This is a genomic window from Azonexus sp. (assembly GCF_030824335.1).
Classification (GTDB): Bacteria; Pseudomonadota; Gammaproteobacteria; order Burkholderiales; family Rhodocyclaceae; genus Azonexus.
This window is the reverse complement of sequence record NZ_JAVBXX010000006.1, coordinates 64960-88689: the sequence shown is the minus strand read 5'-3', so window position 1 is coordinate 88689 and position 23730 is coordinate 64960. Positions and strand designations below refer to the sequence as shown.

The following is a 23730-nucleotide window of genomic DNA, read 5'->3' as shown; positions in this document are numbered from 1 at the left end:
CCATAAAATCCGGCCCCTCGAAACGATGCTCCAGCCAGGCCCACTCTCCCTCATGTACCAGACAGCGCCCGACCATCAATGACCTACCGCTTACGACTGACAGCGACTGTTCTTGTAATCAACCTTTTCGTGATCTTGCTGGCCGCGACATCGGCCTATCTGGGCTACCGTCAATACCAGGAACGTGCCGAAACCACCACGCAGAATCTGGCCGAGGTTCTGGAAAGCAATCTGGTCAACAACATCAAGCGGGTCGATGTGTCGCTGCTGGCACTGCTCGATATCCACAAGATTCACCATGCGGAGCACCACAGGAACCCAGCATTGATGAACGGGCACATCGAGCAAATCCGTGCCCGGCTGCCCGAGGCTGACGCCATCCGCCTGACCGACAAAAATGGCTTTCTGATTTCAGGCAACGACGTAGGCCAGCAGGACAGGGTCAATCTGTCCGATCGCCCGCACTTCACCCAGTTGAAGAACAATCCGGACGCCGGACTGCTCATTTCCAAGCCACAAATCAGCCGGATCAACGATAAATGGGTCATTGTGCTGGCCCGCCGAATCGACCTGCCAGATGGTAGCTTCGATGGCATGATTTTCGCGGCATTGGCCCTGGATTTCCTGTCACAGCAGTTTGCTTCGCTGAACCTTGGCCCCGGCGGCATCGTGTCGCTACGCGACCACGAATTCGGACTGATTGCCCAATACCCCGAGCTGGACGCGACGAAACGTTTCATCGGGCAAAAAAATGCAGACCCGGCCAAGCAGGCGTTGTTCAACGCCGGCGCCAGCAAAGGCACCTTCCGCAGCAGTGGCCCTGACTTCCAGAACCACACCGTCACCTTCCACAAATTGCAGGATTTGCCACTCTATGTGTCCGTCGGTCTATCCTCAACGGACTATCTGAAACACTGGCGCAACGACTCACTGAAGCTGCTCAGCATTGCGCTGCTCTTCCTCATTGCTTCGATTTACGCAGCGCATGTCCAGTACCGGGCCTGGCAAAACAGCCAGAAAGCGACTGAATACATCGCCCACCAGGAAGCGCTGTATCACGAGTTGGTTGAAGATACGCCCATGCTGGTCGTGCGCTACCTACCCGACACACGAATCATTTTCGGCAATGCTGCGTATGCCGATTTCCTCGGCGTGCCAGCCAGCGAAATTCCCGGAAAACACCGGCTGGATTTCATTCCCAATCCGGCGGACAAGGAGCAAGTCAAGGCACGGATTGCTGCCCTGACCCCGGAACACCCGGTCGCCGCGCACGGTCAACATCGTGCGCAAGGCAAAAACGGGCAAACACGCTGGACCCAGTGGACTGACCGGGCTTTCTTCGATAGCACCGGTAACCTGACCCATTTGCAGGCCATCGGCGAAGACATCACCGAGCAGAAGCGGACGCGCGACATCCGGGCGGCACGGATGCGACTGATGGAGTTCGCCAGCGACCACAGCATGAACGAGTTGCTCACCGCAACACTCGATGAAGCCGGCAACCTGACCGAAAGCCCGATCGGCTTTTACCATTTCCTTGAAGCCGACCAAAAAACGCTGTCACTGCAAACCTGGTCGACCCGCACCCAGCGCGACTATTGCAAGGCCGAGGGCAGCGGCCGCCATTACAACGTCGATGAAGCAGGCATCTGGGTCGAAGCCGTGCATCTGCGCCGCCCGGTGATCCACAACGACTACGCGACGCAGGAAAACAAACGCGGACTACCGCCGGGGCATGCTGCGCTGCTGCGTGAAATGGTCGTACCGGTATTCCGCAAGGGGCTTATCGTCGCCATTCTCGGTGTCGGCAACAAACCGACGCCCTACACCGAGGACGACATGCAGGCGGTTTCTCTGCTCGCCGACCTGGCCTGGGATTTCGCCGAAAGTAAACGCCTGGAAGCCGAACTGGTCGCCATGGCCACCACGGATTTCCTGACCGGATTGTTCAACCGGCGTTATTTCATGGGGCAAATGGACAACGAACTCGCTCGTCTAAAACGCGTGGACATCACGCGTGCTGCCGTATTGATGCTCGACCTGGACCATTTCAAGCGGGTCAATGACCGCTACGGCCACGCTGCCGGCGACGCGGTGCTCAAGCAGTTTGCCAGCACGCTGCAAGGCGAATTGCGCAAGATCGACACGGCAGGACGTTTGGGGGGTGAAGAGTTCGCCATCCTGTTGCTCGATGCCGATCTGGCTGCGGCTGAGACATTTGCCGAACGTCTGCGCAGCAAGATTGCCGAGACGCCGATCGAGCATGATGGCCAAATCCTCAGCATCACTGTCAGCATCGGCATCACGGTGCTGCATGGCGATGATGCAACGGCTGAAACCGCCCTGTCGCGTGCCGATGAGGCGCTTTACGAAGCGAAAAATACCGGCCGGAACCGGGTGCGGGTGGCGATGCCGGTATAAGCCGGATTGGTTTGTCAGCTATTTGGCAGGATTGGCGGAAGAGAGCAGGAGTCGAACCTACCCAAGCCTGTTTGACAGGCCCTGCCGGTTTTGAAGACCGGCCGCCCCACCGGGGAACGATCTCTTCCGTGGATCATGAACCGAATTGCGTCGGCGTTCCACGTGAAACGTGGGTATCACGAACCCGGCGAGTGTAGCCGATACGGTCGAAGAATTCGAGAATGTGGATGGCGACTTTGCGCCCGCCGCCGATCGCATCGCGCAAGGAAGCTGCGCGAACGCAACCATCACGTTCGTTGATCCGGGCGACGTGCTGCGCCAGTTCGGCAACGGCTTGCGCCGTGAAGTAATGATCGTGCGCCACCGGCCAGGCATCGCCATGTCGGGCGATGCGTTTGAACAACGCACGCACCGTGTCTTCGGCAATGCCGCTGGCTTTCGCCACATCGCGCACGCGCGGCGGGTTGTACGGGTCGGCGGCCAGCGCCGGTTGCAACGTCAGCCAAAGGTCGCGGTCGGCTGGCGCCAGTTGCACGCGGTGTTCCGGCAGGTGCAGCCAGGCATGGGTCTGGGCAATACGGCCGTCTTGCAGTGGCTCGACCAGCAAGGCATCGAAGGCCGGCCGGGAGAGTGTCGGCATGGTCAGGCGGCGCAGACGGTCGCGCTCGACGCCGGTCAGATCCGGCGCCCGCTCGTGTTCTGCGGTCAACGCCGCGAACAGGCGATTTTCCAGCGCCAGCCAGCCGGCCGGTGCAAAGGCCGTCGTTCCGACCAGCTTGAGTTGCAAGCGACGGCACAGTTCGCTCAGGGTGTCGGCATCCAGATTGCGGTTCAGCGCATAGGCTGCCAGATCGACCCCGGCAGCTTGTCGTTCGGCGGCCAGCAACAGCGCAACGGCCGGATCGGGATCGGCCAGCGCAGCGAGCATGGCCAGGCGCTCCGGGCTGCGCCGCTTGCGACTGGGCGGGAAAATATCGAGCACGACACCGCCCCCGATGGTGTGCCGTGCGCCGGCATCGCGCAGGATGAAACGGTCGCCGGCCAGGGCGGCGATTTCTCCCTCGGCACCGCTGCTGGCAGCTGAACGCTCGAGACTGATTTGCGCCCAGTCTTCGCCGCCGGGCGGTATTTCCTCTGCCCCGAGCAAGGCGATACGGACCAGCACATCCTCGGCGCCCAGATGCAGGTGGGCCAGCGCACCGTGCTTGAGTGCGGGCTGCGCGGAAAGGATGCGGATCTTGGCGTCGAACCGCCGCAAGGGCGCATGCAAGGCCGGCGCAAGGACCCACATGCCACGCGCGATTTCCGCCTTTTCAATACCGGCCAGCGCCAGCGCGATACGTTGCCCGGCATGACCGACTTCCGCCGGCGCGTCCTGCACGCGCAGGCTGCGCACGCGAACCGGCTTGTTCGGCGGACTCAGCAACAGTTGATCGCCGACCTTGACCGAGCCGGCAAAGGCCGTTCCAGTCACCACCGTGCCGGCGCCGGACAAGCTGAAGCAACGATCCACCGCCAGCCGGAAACCACCGCCGGCGCGCTGCGTTTCGCGCTCGGCGGCCGCTACTTCAAGATGCGCCTGCAGTGCCGCGATGCCCTCGCCGCTCAACGCGGCGACCGGAAAGATGGGCGCATCGGCCAACGTAGTACCGGCCAGCAACTCGACGATCTCGCTTTTTGCCTGATTAATGCGGTCGACCGGAGAAATATCGATTTTTGTCAGCGCCACGGCACCGCGCCGGATACCGAGCAACTCGATGATTTCCAGATGCTCGCGCGTTTGCGGCATCGGGCCGTCGTCGGCCGCGATGACGAGCAGTGCGAAGTCGATGCCGGTGGCGCCGGCCAGCATGTTGTGGATCAGCTTTTCATGGCCCGGCACGTCGATGAAACCCAGCGTAGCCGTGTAGGCATAACCGAGATCGACCGTGATGCCACGCGCTTTCTCTTCCTTCAGGCGGTCGCAATCGACGCCAGTCAGGGCTTTGACCAGCGTTGTCTTGCCGTGGTCGATGTGGCCGGCGGTGCCGATGATCATGCGCAATTACCTTTCGATGTATTTGAAAACCTCCGGCACCCATGCCACAGGCCGGACAAGCATTTTATGCCATCAGCGCCAGTCGGCAGGAGGCGCCTCGTCATGAAGCGCAACAGCGGCAAAAGCACCAGCCTGGTGCGATTCCAGCAGCGCAGACCGCGCAGACATCCCCAACGCACCGATACACGGGACAGGCGTTTTGGAATGGCTCTTGCTTAAACATTTGGCATGACAACTATCGAGCCGTGCAATGTCCAGTAATACCGCCAAGCATCCCGCCCAATCGCCCATCGAAAATTACCTGAAAGCACTGCACGCCCGACACGCTGCGCTCGACGACGGCGAAGTCGCCGACTACATCCCCGAGCTGGCCAACGCCAATGCCCACTGGTTCGGCATCAGCCTCGCCACCCGCGACGGTCATGTTTATGAAGTCGGCGATACGCGCCAGACATTCACCATTCAATCCATTTCCAAGGCACTGGCTTACGGGCTGGCACTCGAAGATCGGGGCGAAGACTTCATTCTCTCCAGAATCAGCGTCGAACCTTCCGGCGACGCATTCAATGCAATCAGCCTGAAAGCGGAGAGCGGCGCGCCGTTCAATCCGATGATCAATGCCGGCGCCATCGCCACCTGCGGCCAGATTCAGAAACGCGACGGGCGTTCGCGGATCGAGCGCATTCTGGCCTATCTCTCCGCCTGTGCCGGACGGCCACTGAGCATCGATCAAGCCGTTTATCGTTCGGAAAGCGACACCGGCCACCGCAACCGGGCCATTGGCTGGATGCTGCGCAATTTCGGCATCATTGACGAAGAGCCGACGGAAATTCTGGAAACTTATTTCCAGCAATGCGCCATCCAGGTCAATTGCCGCGATCTCGCAGTGATTGCCGCGACGCTCGCCAACCACGGGCGCAACCCGCTGACCCACGAACAGGCCATCGCCCCGGAATACGTGGAGAACATACTTTCCGTCATGGCCAGCTGCGGCATGTACGACTTTTCCGGTGAATGGCTGTACCACATCGGCCTGCCGGCCAAGAGCGGTGTCGGCGGCGGTGTTCTGGCTGCCCTCCCCGGCCAGCTCGGGATCGGCGTTTTCTCGCCACCGCTGGATGCCCAGGGAAACAGCGCCCGTGGCATACGGGTCTGCACCGACCTCTCGCACGACCTTTCCCTGCATCTGTTCGCCAATGGCCCACAACTCCCGGCCAGTATCCGGCTCAGTTACGATGCCAGCCAGGTGGCGTCGCGACGCCAGCGTGCGCCCGAGGCACGGCAGGTCCTGCTGAGCAGCGGGCACCGCATTCGACTGCTCGAACTGCAGGGCGAACTCAATTTCGTCACCACCGAGACGGTGATTCGCGCCGCGCTCAAGCAGGCCCCCTATTGCCAGTACCTCATTCTCAATTGCCGCAATGTTGCCAGTCTGGATGACGTGACACGCAAGCTGTTCGAAGAATTGAAGGACAGCCTGGAAAATCAGGGCGTCCAGCTGCATCTATGCCCGGCCAGCCGCCTGCTCGCCCTCGCACCGGCGATCGCCAAGCTGCCTTTGCATGCCGATGACGATGCCGCGCTTGAGTACTGCGAGAACCAGTTGCTCGCCGAGTTGATCGGTCCAGACTGGGATCAGGCACCGCCCGTCGAGATTGGCAACACCCACCTGCTACGCGGCCTGCCTGCCGACGATCTGGCCTGGCTGGCACGCGAAATGCCGACGCATGACGCGGCAAGCGGTGAATGCATTATCGAAGCCGGCGATAACGCCGAATCGCTCTTCCTGCTGCTTTCCGGCACGGTGGAAGTGCGCCTGCCGGAGCCGAGCGGGAAATCCGGCAAACGCGTCGGTGTTTTTGTCGCGGGCATGAGCTTTGGCGAGATGGGGCTGATCGACGGCGCACCGCGTTCAGCCCATGTACTCGCCCACACACCGGTCGTCTATCGGGTCATTGACCGCGCCTTGTTCGACCGGCTGGAAACAGAACGACCAAAACTGAAAATCCGGCTACTGGAACGGCTCGCCTGCCAGATTTCAGACAACCTGCGCCGTTCCAACCGGGAAATTGCAGCCTTCAAGAACTGAGTTGATTAACCGAACATATCCTCGTACATCCGACCGGCCCACGCGAAGTCCTCGGTCACGAGTTCTTCGCGGCGCAGGTTGTCATCGTCCTGATCCTGGATGATGACGCCCTTGTCGTTGACCCAGTATTTGAAGCGCACTGCGACATCCTCGCGTGGCTTGGTGTTCACCATCATGAAACACAGGTTGTCGGGCAGCGCGTACTTCGGCTCGCGGCCCTTGACGCGTTCGGCGATGTACTTGGCGACGATCTTGGCGTGGGCGTTGGCAACGTGCCCGGCCTTCGGGTAGAAATTGAACTGCGGCGAGACGGCACCGACGGCATCACCGATCACATAGACATCCGGATCGTCCTTCATGTTCAGGAAGAAGGGATCGACACCGGCCCAGCCGGTCAGCTTGCCTTCGGCGTTCTTGCCGATCAAGCCGGCCTTCCAGGCCATGTCGCCAGCCTGGTGCGGCGCCATCAGGATGCTGTGGTCGAAGCTGAAGTCGCCGACTGCGGTCTTGATCTTCTTGTTGAACGGATCGACTTCCTTGATCACCGCCTTCGGCACGTAGGTGATCTGGTCCTTGTACAGATTCTCGAAGGCTTCCTGGAAGCCGCCGGTGATCGGCATCGGACTCGGTTTCGGGTCGAGAATGGTGATCCGGCCCTTGATTTTGCGTTCCTTGAACAGGCCGGCGATCAAGCAGGCGCGTTCGTACGGTGACGGCGGGCAGCGGTGCGGCGGCGGCGGCAGCGTCATCACCAGATCGCCGCCCTTGAAGTTCTGGATGCTCTGCTTCAGGCGGAAATGTTCGGCGTTCGGAATGTAGGCGGCCGGGAACATCGCCTTGGTGTAGTCGGCCGCCTTGCGGTCGTTGCCGAACCAGGCTTCGTAGTTGTAGCGGATGCCGGCGCCGACGATCAGATAGTCGTAGTCCAGCCAGCCCTGCGCGGTAATGACGCGCTTCTTGTCGCGTTCGAAGGCGGTGACTTCGGTCTGCACGAAGGTATAGCCGTACTTCTGCGCAACTTCCAGATAGCTGAAGGTCAGGAACTGGGTATCGACCACATCGACCAGCCACTTGTTGCTCATCGGGCAGGAGAAAAACACCGGATTGCGTTCCAGCAGTACGACGTCGAGTGTCGGATCGAGCAATTTCAGGTGCTTGGCGGCCGACACGCCACCCCAGCCACCGCCGCAGACGACGACGCGTTTGGCGCTTGTTTTCGGCAGCAGCGGATCGGATTGCATGTTGATCAGGAAAGGCAGCGGGCTGCTCGGGGCTGCGATGGCGCCCGCCGTGCCCAGCGCGGCACTGGCGGCAAGGAATTGCCGGCGATTGATAGTCATGTGGTTGTCTCCATTCAAAAAACCACCCGGGCACGGAGATGCCCGGATTTACAGGGTGGCACCCGAGGGCGCCGAGGGTCGGGAATGGCGGGCGGTACGCGGACCGCCCGGCACGGTGAAACACCGGGCCATTTCCGGAAAAATCAGAATTTCAGTTGGGCCAGTTGCGCGACGAAGCGGGCCTCGTCCTTCGCTTCCAGGCAGCGCAGGTCGAGATGGTAGGCATCGTCGCGGATGTAGCCGATGACCGGCACCGGCAGGCCGCGGAACGCATTTTCCACGGTCAACAAGGTTTTTCCCGGTTTTTTTGCCGTCGACCGGAAAACCAGCGCCAGCGATGGCAAACGTTCGACCGGCAAGGCACCGCTGCCAATCTGGCTGCTGCATGGCTCGACGCTGACCGTCAGCAGCGTACCCAGCGCCGTCTGCATCACCGGCAGCAGGCGTTCACCCTGCGCGGCAATATCGGCTAGCGGCCGGGTCAGCAAGCGCAGGGTCGGCAGGCGTTCAACCAGCCGGTCCGGGTCACGGTACAGGCGCAGCGTCGCTTCGAGCGCGGCCAGCGTCGTCTTGCCGACGCGCAAAGCGCGTTTCAGCGGGTTCTTCTTGATCTTCGCGATCAGGTCCTTGCGACCGACGATCAGCCCGGCCTGCGGGCCGCCCAACAGCTTGTCGCCGGAGAAAGTCACGATATCGGCCCCGGCCGCCAGCGCCTGCTGCGGCGTCGGCTCGGCCGGTAAACCGAGCGCCGCGAAGTCGGTCAGCGTGCCGCTGCCGAGGTCTACGACGAACGGCAAACCAGCAGCGTGGGCAATTTCGGCAATGATTTTCTCGTCGACCGCCGCCGTAAAACCGGTGACCGCGTAATTGCTGGTGTGGATTTTCATCAGCAACGCCGTTTTCGGGTTGATCGCTTCCTGAAAATCCTTGGCGTGCGTGCGGTTGGTCGTGCCGATTTCGTGCAGCTTGACCTGCGCCCGGCGCATCACGTCGGGAATGCGGAAGGCGCCGCCGATCTCGACCAGTTCGCCACGCGAGACGACTGCTTCCTTGCCCTGGGCCAGCGCATTGAGCGTCAGCAGCACAGCGGCGGCATTGTTGTTGACGATGGTCGCAGCGTATTGACCAAAATTCGCCGGTGAGCCGCCAGCCACCAGTTCGGCCAACAGGCCGGAAACCAGATCGTCGCGGTCACCGCGCCCGCCGGAAGCAAGGTCGTACTCCAGCGCGCAGGGCGAACGGGCTGCATCCACCATCGCGGCAATGGCTTCTTCGGCCAGTTGGGCACGGCCGAGGTTGGTGTGCAGCACCGTGCCGGTCAGGTTGAAGACGGCGCGCAATCTGGCCCGACCAGCCTCTGCCGCACGGCGGCCGATGGCGGCGAGCAAGGCCCCGTTCTCCGGCAAAGGCAGCCCGTGCTTCAAACCTTCGCGGGCAGCGGCCAATTCGGCGCGCACACAGGCAGTGACCGGCTGGCGACCATGCGCTTCGATCAAATCGGAAAGTTGGCTTAAAACGCGGTCGACCGCAGGAAGATGTCTTTTTTCGTTCATGGCTTTCACCCGGACCGGGCAGAAAGGTTAATCAACCGGTTTAGCCGCTATAGGCACCGATGAGCAGAAAATTCGGGCCGGAACGCTGGTAGCCGGCCTCGTCGACCAGCATGTCGAGCGCCAGTGTCGCCAGATCGTCGGCCACGGGATCGACTTGCGGGTCCTTGTCCTGATAGACGATTTTCAGGTAACTCTTGCAGGCGTCGCAGGTCTCGGCGCGCACCGCGCCGGCATTTTTCAGCTCGCTGCCTTCGAGTTCCTGCAAGGCAACCGCCTTGTCGGTATCGCAGGTCGTGCAGGTGGCACGGGCGACGTTCCATTCGGTATTGCACAGGCTGCAATGCAGGTAACGCAGGTTGTTGATCGCCGATCCCAGACGGACAACGCTGGCGACCGCCGGGCTGCCGCAACACGGGCAAACGGCGTGAACGTCGAGTGGCTGCAATTGCTTGACGTCGAGCTGGCTGGCAAGGCGGGTGAACACCACCTGCAACGCTGCGGCAACAAAAGGTAATTCGGCGACGTCGCCGGCTTCCGGCTCACCGCTCAGCAGCGTATCAGCCAGTTTGTCGAGGCGGGCATCGTCGGCCTTGGCCAACGTTGCCAGAACACTGGCGGCCCCATTGGGCGCCGTCGTGGCAAGTTCGCCGGCCATGCCACGCAGTACATCGCGCCAGGCGACGGGACGAGCAGCCACGTTCAACGGGGGCATGCCATGCGTACGCGCTTGTTCGAGCGCGGTGGCATCCGGCAGAGAAAGTTCGGGCAAGGCATTCAGGGCTGCTTGCTGAGCCTGGCTCAACTGGCCGAGGAAAGCCAGCCAGTCACCCAGGCTATGGCCGACGGCGAGCGCGGCGAAGCGGTCAGCACGCTCGGCAAACAGGCTGGCTGTCGCTGGCAACAAGAAAGGCGCGGCGTCTTCGGCCGGCGGATGGAAATCAATCGGTTGGCTGTGCATGGCAACTCAAAAAAACGGGGGATGCAGAGAATGTTCTCCGCAGAGCCCCCTAAACGCAAGGTAAAGCTAAATCGTTCCGGTTATTTGCCCGTTACTTGACGGTACCAGCCACGATGATGCTGCTTGGCCCAGCCCCGGGTTACCGTGCCGTACCACATGGCGCGGATGGTGCCCTTGACCCAGATCGCGGCATAGACGTGAACCATGATCAGACCGATCATCACGGCGCCAGCGGCGGCATGAACAACGGCACCGAGCCGCACGAGCTCCACCGGCAGGCCGAACCAGGCGCGCCAGATGAAGATGCCCGATACCGTCATCAGCAGCATGCAGATGGCCATTGCCCAGAACATGACTTTCTGGCCACCGTTGTACTTGCCCTGTTCCGGCATGTCGTGGTCGTTGCCATCAATCATGTTCTGCGCTTTCGATAGCCACTCCTTGTCCGCCGGCGTCATCTTGTTCAGATGCTTGAAGCGGAGGTAGAGGCCAAGGAAGGAGACCGCCATCAGCACCCCGAGGTAGGGATGGATGATGCGGGCCCAGGTCGGGCCACCGAATAGCTGCGTCAGCGGGTAGAAGGCCGGGTGAAAGAAAGCCAGACCAGAGAGGGCGAGCAGGATAAAGCTGATGCCCACCACCCAGTGATTGGCCCGTTCCCTAGGCTCGTAACGCTTGAGGTCTTTCGGATCGCGGATCATTTTGCACCTTCCTTGTCTTCAGCCTCGATCTCGTCCTCGATCTCTTTCGAGACTTCGTTCGGACCCTTGGTCACATAGTGGAACAGGCTACCCAGTGCGACGCCAGCCAGCGCCAGCGTCGCCAGCGGCTTGGCAAAGCCCTTCCACAGCGAAACCAGCGGGCTGATCGACGGATTGGCCGGCAGGCCGGCATACAGATCAGGCTTGTCGGCGTGGTGCAGCACGTACATGACGTGCGTCCCGCCAACACCCTGCGGGTCGTACAGCCCCGCCTGCTCGTAGCCACGTTCCTTCAGGTCGGTGACGCGCTTGGCCGCGTAGTCCTTCATGTCCTCCTTGCTGCCGAACTGGATCGCCCCCGTCGGGCAGGCCTTGGCGCAGGCCGGCGCCTGGTTGACGGCCACCCGGTCGGAACACAGCGAGCACTTGTAGGCCTTGCTGTCTTCCTTGGAGATGCGCGGGACGTTGAACGGACAGCCGGTCACGCAGTAACCGCAGCCGATGCAGTTTTCCTGATGGAAATCCACAATGCCGTTGCTGTACTGGATGATGGCGCCCGGGGCCGGACAGGCCTTCAGGCAACCGGGGTCGGAACAGTGCATGCAGCCGTCCTTGCGGATCAGCCACTCGAGCTTGTTGTTCTGCTCGACCTCGGTGAAACGCATCACCGTCCACGATTTTGCCGTCAGATCCATCGGGTTGTCGTAGACGCCGTGGCAGTTGCCGACTTCGTCGCGGATGTCATTCCACTCCGAGCAAGCCACCTGACACGCCTTGCAGCCGATGCAGGCGGATACGTCGATGAGCTTGGCGATTTCGATGGTTTCCCGCACTTGCGTGGAGGGCGTCGTCGTCGCGGAGCGCTGTTTGATGTCTAGCGATTGCAGTGCCATATCAGCTCTCCCTTACGCTTTCTCGATGTTGACCAGGAACGCCTTGTACTCCGGCGTCTGCGTATTGGCGTCGCCGACAAACGGCGTCAGGGTGTTGGTGATGAAACCAGGCTTCGTCGCCCCCTTGAACCCGTAGTGGATCGGGATACCGACCGTGTGCACCTTCTTGCCGTCGATGTCGAAGGCCTTGATGCGTTTGGTCACCACTGCCACCGCCCGGATAAAGCCACGGTTGGAGCGGACCTTGACCTTGTCGCCGGCAACAATACCCTTCTCTTTCGCCAGTTCCTCGCCAATTTCGACGAACTGTTCCGGCTGCATGATCGCGTTGATCTTGCTCTGCTTGGTCCAGTAGTGGAAATGCTCGGTCAGGCGGTAAGTGGTCGCCACGTACGGGAAGTCCTTGGCCTTGCCGAACGCTTCCATATCACCCTTGTACACGCGGGCAGCCGGATTGCTGATTGCCTTCGGGTTCTTCGGGTGCATCGGATTGTTGTCGAGCGGGGTTTCGAACGGCTCGTAGTGCTCGGGGAACGGACCTTCAGCCATCAGCTCGCGGCTGAACAGACGCGCCACGCCTTCCGGATTCATGATGAAGGGCATGACGTTCTGGTCGGGCGCGGCATCCGGACGCATGTCGGGGATGTCGTTGCCACCCCAGGCCGTGCCGGTCCACTTGAGCAAGGTCCGTTTCGGATCCCACGGCTTGCCCGACGGATCGGCCGAAGCGCGGTTATAGATGATGCGGCGATTGACCGGCCAGGCATAACCCCAGTTCAGCGTCTGGCCGAGGCCGGACGGATCGCTGTTGTCACGCTTGGCGGTGTTGTTGCCGGCTTGCGACCAGCTACCGCAATAGATCCAGTTACCGCAGGCAGTCGAACCGTCGTCGCGCAGCATGGCAAAGCTCGGCAACTGTTCACCGGCCTTGACCAGGACCTTGGTCGGGTCTTTCGGATCGAGCACGTCGGCCAGTGCCTTGCCGTTGATTTCGCGCAACAACTCTTCCGGCGACGGCTTGGCCGGCTGGTTGTAGGCCCAGGTCAGCTTCATGATCGGATCGGGGAAGGCGCCGCCATCCTTGGCGTACATTTCCTTCAACTTCAGGAACAGTGCCGCCATGATCTCGGTGTCGTCCTTCGACTCGCCCGGACCATCCGCCGCCTTCCAACGCCACTGGATGACGCGGCCGGAGTTGGTGAAAGTGCCGGCGGTTTCAGCGAACAGCGTGGTCGGCAGGCGGAAGACCTCGGTCTGAATCTTGGCTGGATCAACATCATTGAACTCGCCGTGCGGCTTCCAGTACTCGGAGGTATCGGTCGCCAACGGGTCCATCACCACCATGTACTTCAGCTTGGACAGGCCGTCGCTGACCTTCTTCTTGTTGGCTACGGAAGCCAGCGGGTTGAAACCCTGACAGAAGAAGCCGTTGACCTTGCCCTCATACATCGCGTTGAAGATCGACAGCACATCCGACGCCCCGCCCAGTTTCGGGAAGTAGTCGTAGGCGAAGTCGTTATCCTTGTTCGCGGCGTCGCCCCACCAAGCCTTGGCCAGACTGGTGTGCCACTTGGGGAAGTTCTGCGGGAAGTTCATCTGGCCCGGACGCAGCGGTTTCGGCGTGCGCTTAGTCAGATAAGTGGTGCGATCCGGATCGGCATCGGTCGGCGCCGAAACGTAACCCGGCAGGTTCTGCGCATACAACGCGAAATCGGTGATGCCCTGGACGTTGGCGTGACCGCGCAAGGCGTTGATGCCGCCGCCAGCCATGCCCATGTTGCCGAGCAGTTGCTGGATGATCGCCATGCAGCGGATGTTCTGCGAGCCGACCGAGTGCTCGGTCCACCCCAGTGCATACAGGCTGGTCATCGTCTTGTCCGCTGTTGCGGTCGACGCGATGTATTCGCACACTTTCAGGAAGGCTTCCTTCGGCGTGCCGCAAACCTTGGCCACCATTTCCGGCGTGTAGCGCGAATAGTGCTGCTTCATCAGTTGCCAGACGCAGTTCGGGTCCTGCATGGTCTCGTCGACCTTGGCAAAACCATCGTCGCCCATCTGGTACTTCCAGGTGTCCTTGGCGTAGCTGCGCTTCTCCTCGTTGTAGCCGGAGAAGATGCCATCCTCGAACTTGAAGCCGGTATCGATCAGGAAAGTCGCGTTGGTGTAATGGCGGACGTATTCGTGATGAATCTTGTCGTTGGCCACCAGGTAATTGATGACGCCGCCCAAGAAGGCAATGTCGGTCCCGGAGCGCAACGGCGCATAGTAGTCGGCCACCGCAGCAGTGCGGTTGAAGCGCGGGTCAACGACCACGAGCTTGGCCTTGCGGTTCTTCTTGGCTTCAATCACCCACTTGAAGCCGCACGGATGCGCTTCGGCAGGGTTGCCGCCCATGACGAGAACAACGTCAGCGTTCTTGATGTCCACCCAATGGTTGGTCATCGCACCACGCCCGAAACTCGGAGCCAGACTGGCCACCGTAGGGGAGTGTCAAATGCGTGCCTGGGTGTCGATCGAGGTCATGCCCAACGCGCGAATCGTCTTCACGGTCAGGTAGCCGGCCTCATTCGGTGCTGCCGATGATGCGAGGAATCCAGTGGTGGTCCAGCGATTGACGGTGACGCCAGCATCGTTTTTGGCGATGAAATTCGCGTCGCGGTCGGCCTTCATGTGCTTGGCGATGCGCTCGATGGCTTCGTTCCAGGAAATCTTCTTCCATTCCTTGCTGCCCGCCTCGCGCACTTCCGGCCACTTCAGCCGGTTCTGGCTCTGGATCATGTCGCGCAGACCCGCGCCCTTCGGGCACAGCGTGCCGCGATTGACCGGATTATCCGGGTCGCCTTCGATATGGATGATCTCGGCCTGCGAATTCTTGGATTTATCGCCGGTCGAGTAAATAAGGACACCGCAGGACACCGAGCAGTACGGACAGATGTTCCGTGTTTCGGTGGCGCGGGCCAGCTTGAAGGTGCGTACTTCCGCGAGGGCTGCGGTCGGTGAGAATCCCATCAGCGCGATGGACGACCCCCCTAGCCCGGCGGAGCAGACCTTGAAGAACTGCCGCCTGTTCATGTTCATTATGTTTTTCCTCCTGAATGCGACGCCATGTCGCAAGGAAAAACCACTGCAACGACCATGCCATTACCGCTAAGTCGTTGAACGATCAGTAATCGGAACTTGAACCGTCAGCGGCAACTGGGACAATTTGTCCTGCCGCAATGACGGACGGACAAATTGCCCCACTCATCTGCTGCGGTCGACGCGCTGTTTCAGCGAAAAACCGTCAGCGCCAGTTGCCGCCACAGGATTCAGAAAGTAATGACCTTGTCGGCCAGCAAGGTCGCCTCGGCCAGTTCGGCCAGCGTACCAATCTGCGTTCCGGCAATCAACGGTAATTCACCCAGGCCACGAGCCAGCGCGCAGGTCCGGCACAAACGGATATCGACACCACAACTGACCAGCGTCTCGACCATGCCCTGCAGCCCGTTACCCGCGCCATCGATCTGATTCGGCAGCCCCAGCACCGTGGCATCCGACATCAGGAAAATGCGCACCACCGGCTTGTCGTCCCGACTGACCAGCGCCGTCGCCAGACGCAAGGCGGACAGACAGCGTTCGCTGCCATAGGGCGCGGCGTGAATGATGATCAGGATGTTTTGCATGGGGATTCCTTGGAAAAAGACTTACTGTAAAGCAAGGGCAATCGCCCGGAAACTGCTCAAACCGGCTTCGATGTTTTCAATAATTTCACCCGCCAATTCATCGGGTTCCGGCAGATTATCCAAGTCGGCCAGGCTCTTGTCTTTGAGCCAGAAGATGTCGAGACTGGTCTTGTCCCGGGCGACGATCTGCTCGTAACTGAATTTACGCCAGCGGCCTTCCGGGTTTTCCGTCTCGTGCCAGGTTTCACTGCGTTCGTAGCGATTCAGCGGGTTGTAGCAGGCGATGAAATCCTGCATATCCTCAAAACCCAGCGGCTTCTTCTTCAGCGTGTGGTGGATATTGGTGCGGTAGTCGTAGACCCACACGTCCCGCGTCCACGCTTCCTTGCGCGCCGGCTGGTTGTCAAAGAACAGCACGTTGGCCTTGACGCCATTGGCGTAGAAGATGCCCGTCGGCAGGCGCAGGATAGTGTGCAGATCGGTCGTTTCCAGCAACTTGCGGCGCACCGTTTCCCCTGCCCCGCCCTCGAACAGCACGTTGTCCGGCACCACCACGGCGGCGCGACCGGTGCTCTTCAACAGGCTCTTGATGTGCTGCACGAAATTGAGCTGCTTGTTCGAAGTCGTCGCCCAGAAATCCTGACGGTTGTAAGTCAGTGCATCGGTTTCCTGCTCGCCTTCCTCGTTGGTGAAGCTCATGCTGCTCTTCTTGCCGAAGGGCGGATTGGCCAGCACGTAGTCGAAAGTCTGGCTCGGTGCGGCCACCAGCGCGTCATTCGGCGAAATCGGGCTGTCGCCATCAATCTCGCCGATGTTGTGCAGGAACATGTTCATCAAGGCCAAACGGCGTGTCCCGGCGACAATCTCGTTACCGAAGAAGGTGTCGTGCTTCAGGAAAGCCCGCTGCTCACTATCCATGCCCGGATATGTCGCCACCAGAAAATCGTAGGCGGCGAGGAAGAAGCCGCCAGTACCGCAAGCCGGATCGCCAATCGTCTTGTTCGGCAACGGCCGCATGCACTCGACCATCGCCCGGATCAGCGGCCGTGGCGTGAAATACTGCCCGGCGCCCGACTTCGTATCCTCGGCGTTGCGCTCCAGCAGACCTTCGTAGATATCGCCTTTAACATCCGCCCCCAGCGTCACCCAACTGGTTTCATCGACCATGTCGATCAAGCGTGACAACTTGGCCGGGTCCTGAATCTTGTTCTGCGCCTTGGTAAAAATCTGCCCGAGCAGCCCCGGCTTGCTGCCCAGCTCGCGCAACACCGTCACGTAATGCACCTCCAGCGCCGCACCACGCACCGCCTTCAGGCTGGCCCAGCCGAGGTTTTCGGGAATACCGATTTTTCGGTTATACGGCGGTCGACCGTATTCATCGGCCATTTTCAGGAAGATCAGGTAAGTCAGCTGCTCAAGATAGTCGCCATAGCTGACCCCGTCGTCGCGCAGCGTGGTACAGAAGCTCCAGACACGGGAGACGATGGATGCGGTTGCGTTCATGAAATTTATTCTTTTCCTCTCTCCGACATCAATGTCGGAGAGATCACGTAAAACTTTGAATTAACAACGGATATTCGTAGCCATGTAGGCCTGCTTAGGATTACTGCTGGAAGCAAATGCAGGGGTCAGCAATTTTTCCTGAACCAACGGATTAAGAATCCGTTTTCGGAAATCATCTGAATCCCTGTTCAGCAAATGAGCCAAGACCCTACGGCCCAAATAGCGGCCCAGGCAAAGCTTCAGTACTACCCGGCGCATTTCTTCCCGGGGAAGATGTTTGTTTTCCCGAGCCGGCGAGGCTATTTCCATTAGGCTGCTCTGAAGCTCCGGTGGTAAATCCTCCCAATCGACGTATTGCGGCATGAGCTCCGGTGGTTTGACGCCAAGCTCCGGTGGTATACCCGTTAGCCCCGGTGGTATCGGCATCGACTCCGGTGGTTTACCTGCGCCCTTGACCGCTTGCGCAATCTCGACCCTAAGATCAAACAAGGCATCTTCGCGTGCCTTTTGCCAAGGTAGGAAATAAACCATTCCTCGCCCTGCTCCATCCGGCAGAAGCACCCCATCCCGCGCTAACCGTGCCAGTATTTTCGAGACATCAGCCGGGTGTTCAGTACAAACCTCCAGAAGACGAGCATGGCTCACGACACCCTCCGCACTGGCAACAATCAAAGCCATGCGCTCCGTATCCGAAAGCGAATGGAAGCGTTCGCCCAAATGCGCCTCCAACTCGGCAATCGTTTCCTCCGGCACCAGACTGGTCATGCGCAATTCCATCAAGGTCTGTTCCGGTTCGCGCACCTCGTAGAGAACCGGGCGGCGCCAATGCCGATTGGCCCAGTTGCTATAAATCTTCGGAATCCCCGAACCGGCATGATCGCCATAGCCCACCAGTTGGAACATGGTTTGCAGCCGACGGTTGCGGCAATCGCTATTGCCGCCCTGTATGGCCATTTCGGGTGAAATCCGCATCAAGCCCGGATTACGGAAACCGAACATATCCGGGCGCTTGACCACCAGCACCGAAGCCCGGCCCGAGAAATCGGCATGGATCAGCGTATTGACCAGCGCTTCCCGCAAGGCCTCATGCACCGGCGTGTCTTCAATCCGCTGGCCATCCTTTAGCTGGAACTGGATTTTCAGATCGGCCGTCAGCTTCTGATACACCTTGCGGAAAAAGTCGTAGATATTCCCCGACCAACTGCCATCCGGCACCAGGCGGTCAACCCAGCGTTTTTCCGCCTTGGCTTCCGGCCGCTCCTGATAATCGACCATGTAATGCGGCAAAGCGTCGCGGATCACCTCGGCGCGCCCGAACATCAGCAAGCCAGCCAGACGAATCCCCGAATAGCCCTCCTCCCGGTTCTTGCCGACTGCGCCAATGCGTTCGAGAAACTCCGGCACCGGCAAATCCGCCCAGACATGGCCGGGTTTGACGGCAGAAAAACGGTTCCGGTAGGCCGACACGGTATCCATATCCAGATCGTTGAAATCGAAACCCTTGAGAATCCGCTCGTCACGCGAATCCTCGACCCGTTCCGCCAGCATGCGGCGCACCGTTTCATCGTCGGCCGGGTAATCGCCCTCGTAGCGCCGCAGATAGGTGCCACCCAGCGGGTTGCTGCCCAGATGCACCGGCTTCGCCTGACGCGGCGCGCGTGGCACCTCGATACGCAGCACCGTCTTGCCATCGATCTTGATCTGCTGAATGGCCTGCTCGGTCAGCAGATTGATGCTGATCTGCTTGCGGTTGTGCAGGTTGTCCCAGATCGCCTTGCGCAAGCGCTCGACATCGGCAATGCCCAAGGCCTTGAATTCACCACGCGGCTTTTCCTGCACGCCAAGCAGGATGATCCCGCCATCGGCATTGGCCATGGCGCTATAGCTTTTCCAGAAATCCTCCGGCACCTCGCCGCGACCGTCCCGGCCCTGGGCTGCCTTGCATTCCAGGTCATAGGCTTCAGCCAGGCCAGCGAGTTCGGAAATATCGATCAGATCATCCATGGCGTTATCTCGGAATACCTGTTTTTGCACAAAGGCAGTATCAACAATTGGTCAGCGGCTTGCTGACCAATTTTGCCTGCCGGCCCTTCGCCGGGGAAGCCGACCGTTCGGCGCGGATGCGTTCGAGCAGGGCGGTGGCGGGTTCTTCGTTTTTGGCCTGTTTTACCAGTTGACCGTGGAAAGCCTTTTTCAGGATGGACTGGCGCAGCGCGTCGGCCTGTTGCAGCGCGGTGGCGAGGGTTTGGTCGAGTTGGTCGGCTTCGGAGAGTTTGGCGTCAAGAACAGACAGTATTTCTCGCTGCTCATCCAGAGAACACAACGGATACGGCAAGCCCTGAATCATTCCCAAATTCAAAATATCCATAGTTGTTCCCTGCGACTCAGTCGCGTACAAGGAACGCAAGAAACCACTCTCAAAGTACGCTTTGAAGAAAGCAGGTTCATAGGCAGCAAGGTTCAAGCTGATTTTGACTAAACGAGGATTAATGATTCCGGGACGTGCAAGTTCAGGCAATACCAAGACTTTTCCGATTGTTCCAACCAAACTGATCAGCACATCAAATGGCCGAACTGCACAGGAAGAGAGATCGGCATATTTCGACTCAGAAATGAAGTAGTCACCATATGCGTGGTCGCCACGAATTACCTGTTCCTGCCCGTAAATTTTGAAGCCGTCGGACACATAAAACTCTTTCTTCAAGGCTGAACCGAAAGGCCCAGCCTTAACTGCGTGCTTCCCAAAGGCTTGAATCGTTTCCAATCTAACCCATCCCCAACCCTCCGGCAGTACAGGCAACACGGCGAGTTCTTCGACGGTGAGGGGTGGTAGTGGCTTGGGGGGTTTGGGTTTGGGGCCTGATTGGCCGGCGGTTTGCCAGTCGGCGAGTTGTTGCTGGTGGCGGGCTTCGCGTTCGCGGTTGATGCGTTGTTGCAGGGCGGCGGCGGATTCGAGCTGGTCGCGGTGGGCGGCGCGCCATGCTGCGGTCAACTTGCCCTCGAAGGCATTTTTGAGCAGCGACTGGCGATAGACCTTGAGCTGTTCGCGGGCGGTTTTCAGGCTGGCCACGCCCTGATCGAGTTCGGAAAACAGTTCCTCGATCTTGGCGACAATGCGGTGTTGTTCGGCGGTCGGCGGAACGGGGATTTTGCAGGCGCTGAGGTAAGGCGTGGTGACGCGCCGCTGGCCAACCGCACCGGACATATTGTGTTCGGCCACATGGCGAAACGCCCGGCTGGAAACGAAGTAATAAACGAACTGCGGGCTGATGCCGGGATGCGCGCGCAGGACGTGAAACTCTGTCGAGCCGAAGCCAAGGCCATTGTGGAGCGCCGGAACGACAGCCATCTTGCCGTTTTCCATGCAGGGCGTGATCTTGGCAAACAAGACATCGCCCTCGCGGAACGGCGTGTAGCCTTTTTTGACCTCGCCGAATTTGCGCGTCGCGGAAACATCTATCACGCCGCTCTCGGCCTCAACAGCGGGCATCGGCACGAACGAGACTACCAGATCGTCAGCGATAGCCGATTTGTCGATGGTTGGATTGACCAGACAAATTTCAGATAGCTCTGCCTTTTCCCAACCCGCCGGCAATTCCCCAAGCTCCATCACGCCACCAACGCCTCATTCAGCTCATCCAGCAAAGGGTCCAAGCCCTCGCCGAACAGTTGCCACATCTTCCCCAGCCCACCCTGACCAAAGGGAGGAAGCTCAAGATCGTTACGGTCGACGTGGCAGGAGTGGGCAATGTGGTCGCGGAGCATGCGTAGCCAGTTCATTTGTTCTTCGTTGAATTTGTCGGCGCCGCCGGCGTGGTGCTGCATGATCCAGGTCTGGAAGTTCTTGCGCACGGTGTCGGCGAACGGGGTGATCTGGGCGTCCAGGCCGCAGACGCGGCGGATCAGGGCGACCAGCGCCGTCAGTTCCTGTTCCGGCGGGGCGCCATTGTAGCTGTCCAACTGGCCGTAGGCTTGCCAGATGCGCAGCGGGGCGAGTTTGGGTTTGTCGGCTTTGAGTTTGTCGAGCACCTGGCGCACGAGCTTGAGCGTCACTTCGCGCCGGCGCCAGGGTTGGGCGAAGAAGATGGTCAACGCCTCGATTTCGTCGCGATTTGTCGCCAGCCAGTCGGCGAACTCGTGGGTCAATGCTTCGGCATTGGCGGCACTGTCCTTGTTCCAGCCGGCGTAGGTGACGCCATCCAGGTTGTCGTGGTCGATGGTCTGTTCTTTTTCGCGGCGGATGGTGTCGATCAGCTCGATGAATTCGCCGTTCATCAACGCCGCCGCTTCGCCGACGAGTTGTTGCTGGGCCTGATCGCGCAGCGTGTCGCCGGGGTCGTTGCCGATGGGCAAGCCGGCGAGGTCGAGGGCGCGGGCTTCGATGAGGTCGCCGTCGATGGCGTTGAACAGTTTGCTGACCAGATGGCTGAGTTCGACGCCGCCGGCCGCGTCGCGCAGGCGGCGCTGGTCGTCGGCGTCGAGCTGCTTGTTGAGGCGGGCGAGACGGCCGGCCAGCGAGGATACGCTGTCGGTATCGGTGGCGCCCATCAGGATGCCCATCGCCAAATCCTTGAGCGGCACGCCGGGCTTGGTGATGAGCGGCTGGCTGGCGGTCTTCAGCGATTTGGTGACGCCGATGGCGTCGACAATGACGTAGTGGGTCTTGGCGCTTTTAGCGCTGGGCGTGACCTTCTTGAGGTCGTCCATGTCCAGCGTGCGGGTGCCGCGGCCTTTCATCTGCTCGAAGTAGTTGCGGCTTTTGACGTCGCGCATGAAGAGCAGGCATTCGAGCGGTTTGACGTCGGTGCCGGTGGCGATCATGTCGACGGTGACGGCGATGCGCGGATGGTATTCGTTGCGGAACTGGGCGAGGATGGATTTGGGGTCTTCGCCCTGCTGCACGCTGCCGTCGGCCAGCTTTTTGTCCTGCGCGGCGCGGTAGGTGACTTTCTTGCAGAAGGCGTTGCCTTCGCCGAATTCCTCGCGCACGGTCTGGATGATGTCGTCGGCGTGGCTGTCGGTCTTGGCGAAGATCAGGGTCTTGGGCACTTCGGCGCGGCCGGGGAAGATGGCCGGCAGGTTGTCGCGGAAGGCGCGGATGACGGTGCGGATCTGGTCCGGGTTGACGATGTCGCGGTCGAGCTGGGTGGCGGTGTAGGCGGCGTCTTCGTCCTGCTGTTCCCAACGCTTCTTGCGGGTCAGGCGCTCGCGCTTTTCGACCTGCTGCTCGGCGGCGATGACGGCGCCTTGCTGGGTGATGCGGGTATCGATCAGGTAGATCTCGTTGCCGACATTGACGCCGTCGGCGACGGCTTTTTCATGGCTGTAGTCGCTGACGACGTTCTTCTTGAAGAAGCCATAGGTGCGGTTGTCGGGCGTCGCGGTGAGGCCGATCAGGCTGGCGTCGAAGTAGTCGAGCACCTGCTGCCAGAGGTTGTAGATGCTGCGGTGGCATTCGTCGATGAAGATGAAGTCGAAGAACTCGGGCGGAATCTTGGCGTTGTAGGCGACGGGGGCCGGGGCTTTGGGCTGGGTCAGCTCGGCCGGGTTAATTTCTTCGGCGGCTTCGTCGAGTTCCTTGTCTTGCAGCAGCGAGTAGAGGCGCTGGATGGTCGAGATGCAGACGTCGGCGCCCTTGTCGACGAAACTGCTTTTCAGGCGCTGCACCGTGTAGAGCTCGGTGAATTTGCGGTTATCGTCGATGGGCACATAGGCCATCATTTCCTGCTCGGCCTGCTCGCCGAGGTTTTTGGTATCGACCAAAAAGAGCACCCGTTTGGCGTCGGCGTGCTTGAGCAGGCGGTAGATGCTGGTGATCGCGGTGTAGGTCTTGCCGGCGCCGGTGGCCATTTGAATCAGCGCACGCGGCCGGGCTTCGCGGAAGGATTGTTCGAGATTGGTGATCGCCGTTTCCTGGCAATCGCGCAGGCGGAGTTCTTTCGCCGACTGGTGTTCCGGGTTGAGCGGCGGCAGTTCGGCGAGGCGGGCGCGCAGGCTTTCACCATCGGCTAGCCAGTCGCGCAGGGTTTCCGGGCGGTGGAAGCTGAAGATTTCGCGCGAACGCGGCTTGGGGTCGCGAGCGTCGGTGAAGCGGGTGACGATGCCAGTGGCTTCGTAGAGAAAAGGCAGCGGCTGCTGGTTGTTGACCCACTTGAGCTTGGCAGCGGCGTAACCTTCGGTTTGCGGCTCGTGGGCGGTCAGGCGTTGCCCTTCTTCTTCACGCTTGGCTTCAATGATGCCAACCGCCTTGCGATCCACGAACAGCACGTAGTCGGCAGGGCCAGCATCGGTGTGCCATTCGCGCACCGCCTGGCCGATCCCCGTTGAGAAATCGATCTTTTTCTGCACCGCCCAGCCAGCAGCGCGCAATTGCACATCGATGTGATCACGGGCTTTCTGTTCGGGGTTTTGATTTTCGGTCATTCGCAAACACGGGTTCGTTCGACACGCTGAAGCCGTTCATCATACCCAAGCACAGCGTGCAATGTATTCCGGGGGAATGCTTGTCTACAAGCATTCCATTGCTTCCAGCCCAACAGGTTTGCGATGATGCAGCATACGCGGAGAGAATC

The 23730-nt window shown here is 60.3% G+C and carries 14 protein-coding genes and 1 tRNA gene; 2 read left to right on the top strand and 13 right to left on the bottom strand.

Annotated elements, in window-relative coordinates; translation table 11 throughout:
- Window positions 1–78: 78 nt before the first annotated feature.
- A complete protein-coding gene (locus RCI20_RS02645) occupies window positions 79–2421 on the top strand; it encodes a diguanylate cyclase (protein ID WP_306602979.1) in 2343 nt (780 codons plus the stop codon).
- Between the two features lie 32 nt (window positions 2422–2453).
- Here RCI20_RS02645 and RCI20_RS02640 read toward each other — a convergent pair.
- Together RCI20_RS02640 and selB are read right to left on the bottom strand one after the other, a co-directional pair.
- Window positions 2454–2549 (bottom strand) — tRNA-Sec (locus RCI20_RS02640).
- A gap of 5 nt (window positions 2550–2554) precedes the next feature.
- Window positions 2555–4459: a selenocysteine-specific translation elongation factor gene (gene selB, locus RCI20_RS02635; RefSeq protein WP_306602978.1), complete on the bottom strand. Its 1905-nt coding sequence runs from the start codon at window positions 4457–4459 to the stop codon at window positions 2555–2557.
- A gap of 250 nt (window positions 4460–4709) precedes the next feature.
- Between selB and glsA the strand changes: the two genes are divergently transcribed.
- Window positions 4710–6548 (top strand): glutaminase A, encoded by a 1839-nt coding sequence (glsA, locus tag RCI20_RS02630; protein WP_306602976.1) that lies wholly within the window; start codon window positions 4710–4712, stop codon window positions 6546–6548.
- 5 nt (window positions 6549–6553) lie between these two features.
- Here the strand turns inward: glsA and RCI20_RS02625 are convergent, their stop codons facing one another.
- The 11 genes from RCI20_RS02625 to RCI20_RS02575 form a co-directional block, all read right to left on the bottom strand.
- The gene (locus RCI20_RS02625) at window positions 6554–7888 is read right to left on the bottom strand and encodes an FAD-dependent oxidoreductase (RefSeq protein WP_306602974.1); all 1335 of its coding nucleotides are present in this window, start codon (window positions 7886–7888) and stop codon (window positions 6554–6556) included.
- A 143-nt stretch (window positions 7889–8031) separates the two neighbouring features.
- Window positions 8032–9441, bottom strand: coding sequence for an L-seryl-tRNA(Sec) selenium transferase (gene selA, locus RCI20_RS02620; RefSeq protein ID WP_306602973.1), 1410 nt, complete (start codon window positions 9439–9441; stop codon window positions 8032–8034).
- Window positions 9442–9481: 40 nt separating this feature from the next.
- Window positions 9482–10399 (bottom strand): formate dehydrogenase accessory protein FdhE, encoded by a 918-nt coding sequence (gene fdhE / locus RCI20_RS02615; RefSeq protein ID WP_306602972.1) that lies wholly within the window; start codon window positions 10397–10399, stop codon window positions 9482–9484.
- An 80-nt stretch (window positions 10400–10479) separates the two neighbouring features.
- A complete protein-coding gene (locus RCI20_RS02610) occupies window positions 10480–11100 on the bottom strand; it encodes a formate dehydrogenase subunit gamma (RefSeq protein WP_306602971.1) in 621 nt (206 codons plus the stop codon).
- Complete coding sequence (gene fdxH / locus RCI20_RS02605) at window positions 11097–11993, bottom strand: formate dehydrogenase subunit beta (RefSeq protein ID WP_306602970.1); 897 nt, start codon at window positions 11991–11993, stop codon at window positions 11097–11099. The genes RCI20_RS02610 and fdxH overlap by 4 nt, the downstream gene beginning before the upstream one ends.
- 12 nt (window positions 11994–12005) lie before the next feature.
- Window positions 12006–15071, bottom strand: a complete 3066-nt coding sequence (fdnG, locus tag RCI20_RS02600; protein ID WP_306602969.1) for a formate dehydrogenase-N subunit alpha — start codon at window positions 15069–15071, stop codon at window positions 12006–12008.
- Between the two features lie 230 nt (window positions 15072–15301).
- Window positions 15302–15655: a DsrE/DsrF/TusD sulfur relay family protein gene (locus tag RCI20_RS02595; protein ID WP_306602968.1), complete on the bottom strand. Its 354-nt coding sequence runs from the start codon at window positions 15653–15655 to the stop codon at window positions 15302–15304.
- Between the two features lie 21 nt (window positions 15656–15676).
- Entirely contained in the window at window positions 15677–17158 is a 1482-nt protein-coding gene (locus tag RCI20_RS02590; protein WP_306602967.1) for a class I SAM-dependent DNA methyltransferase, read from the bottom strand.
- Window positions 17159–17218: 60 nt separating this feature from the next.
- On the bottom strand, window positions 17219–19162 hold the full coding sequence (locus RCI20_RS02585) for an RNA-binding domain-containing protein (RefSeq protein WP_306602966.1): 1944 nt from the start codon (window positions 19160–19162) through the stop codon (window positions 17219–17221).
- A 40-nt stretch (window positions 19163–19202) separates the two neighbouring features.
- On the bottom strand, window positions 19203–20768 hold the full coding sequence (locus tag RCI20_RS02580) for a restriction endonuclease subunit S (protein WP_306603240.1): 1566 nt from the start codon (window positions 20766–20768) through the stop codon (window positions 19203–19205).
- Window positions 20768–23581 (bottom strand): DEAD/DEAH box helicase family protein, encoded by a 2814-nt coding sequence (locus RCI20_RS02575; RefSeq protein WP_306602965.1) that lies wholly within the window; start codon window positions 23579–23581, stop codon window positions 20768–20770. Before RCI20_RS02575 ends, RCI20_RS02580 begins: the two co-directional genes overlap by 1 nt.
- Between the last annotated feature and the right edge of the window lie 149 nt (window positions 23582–23730).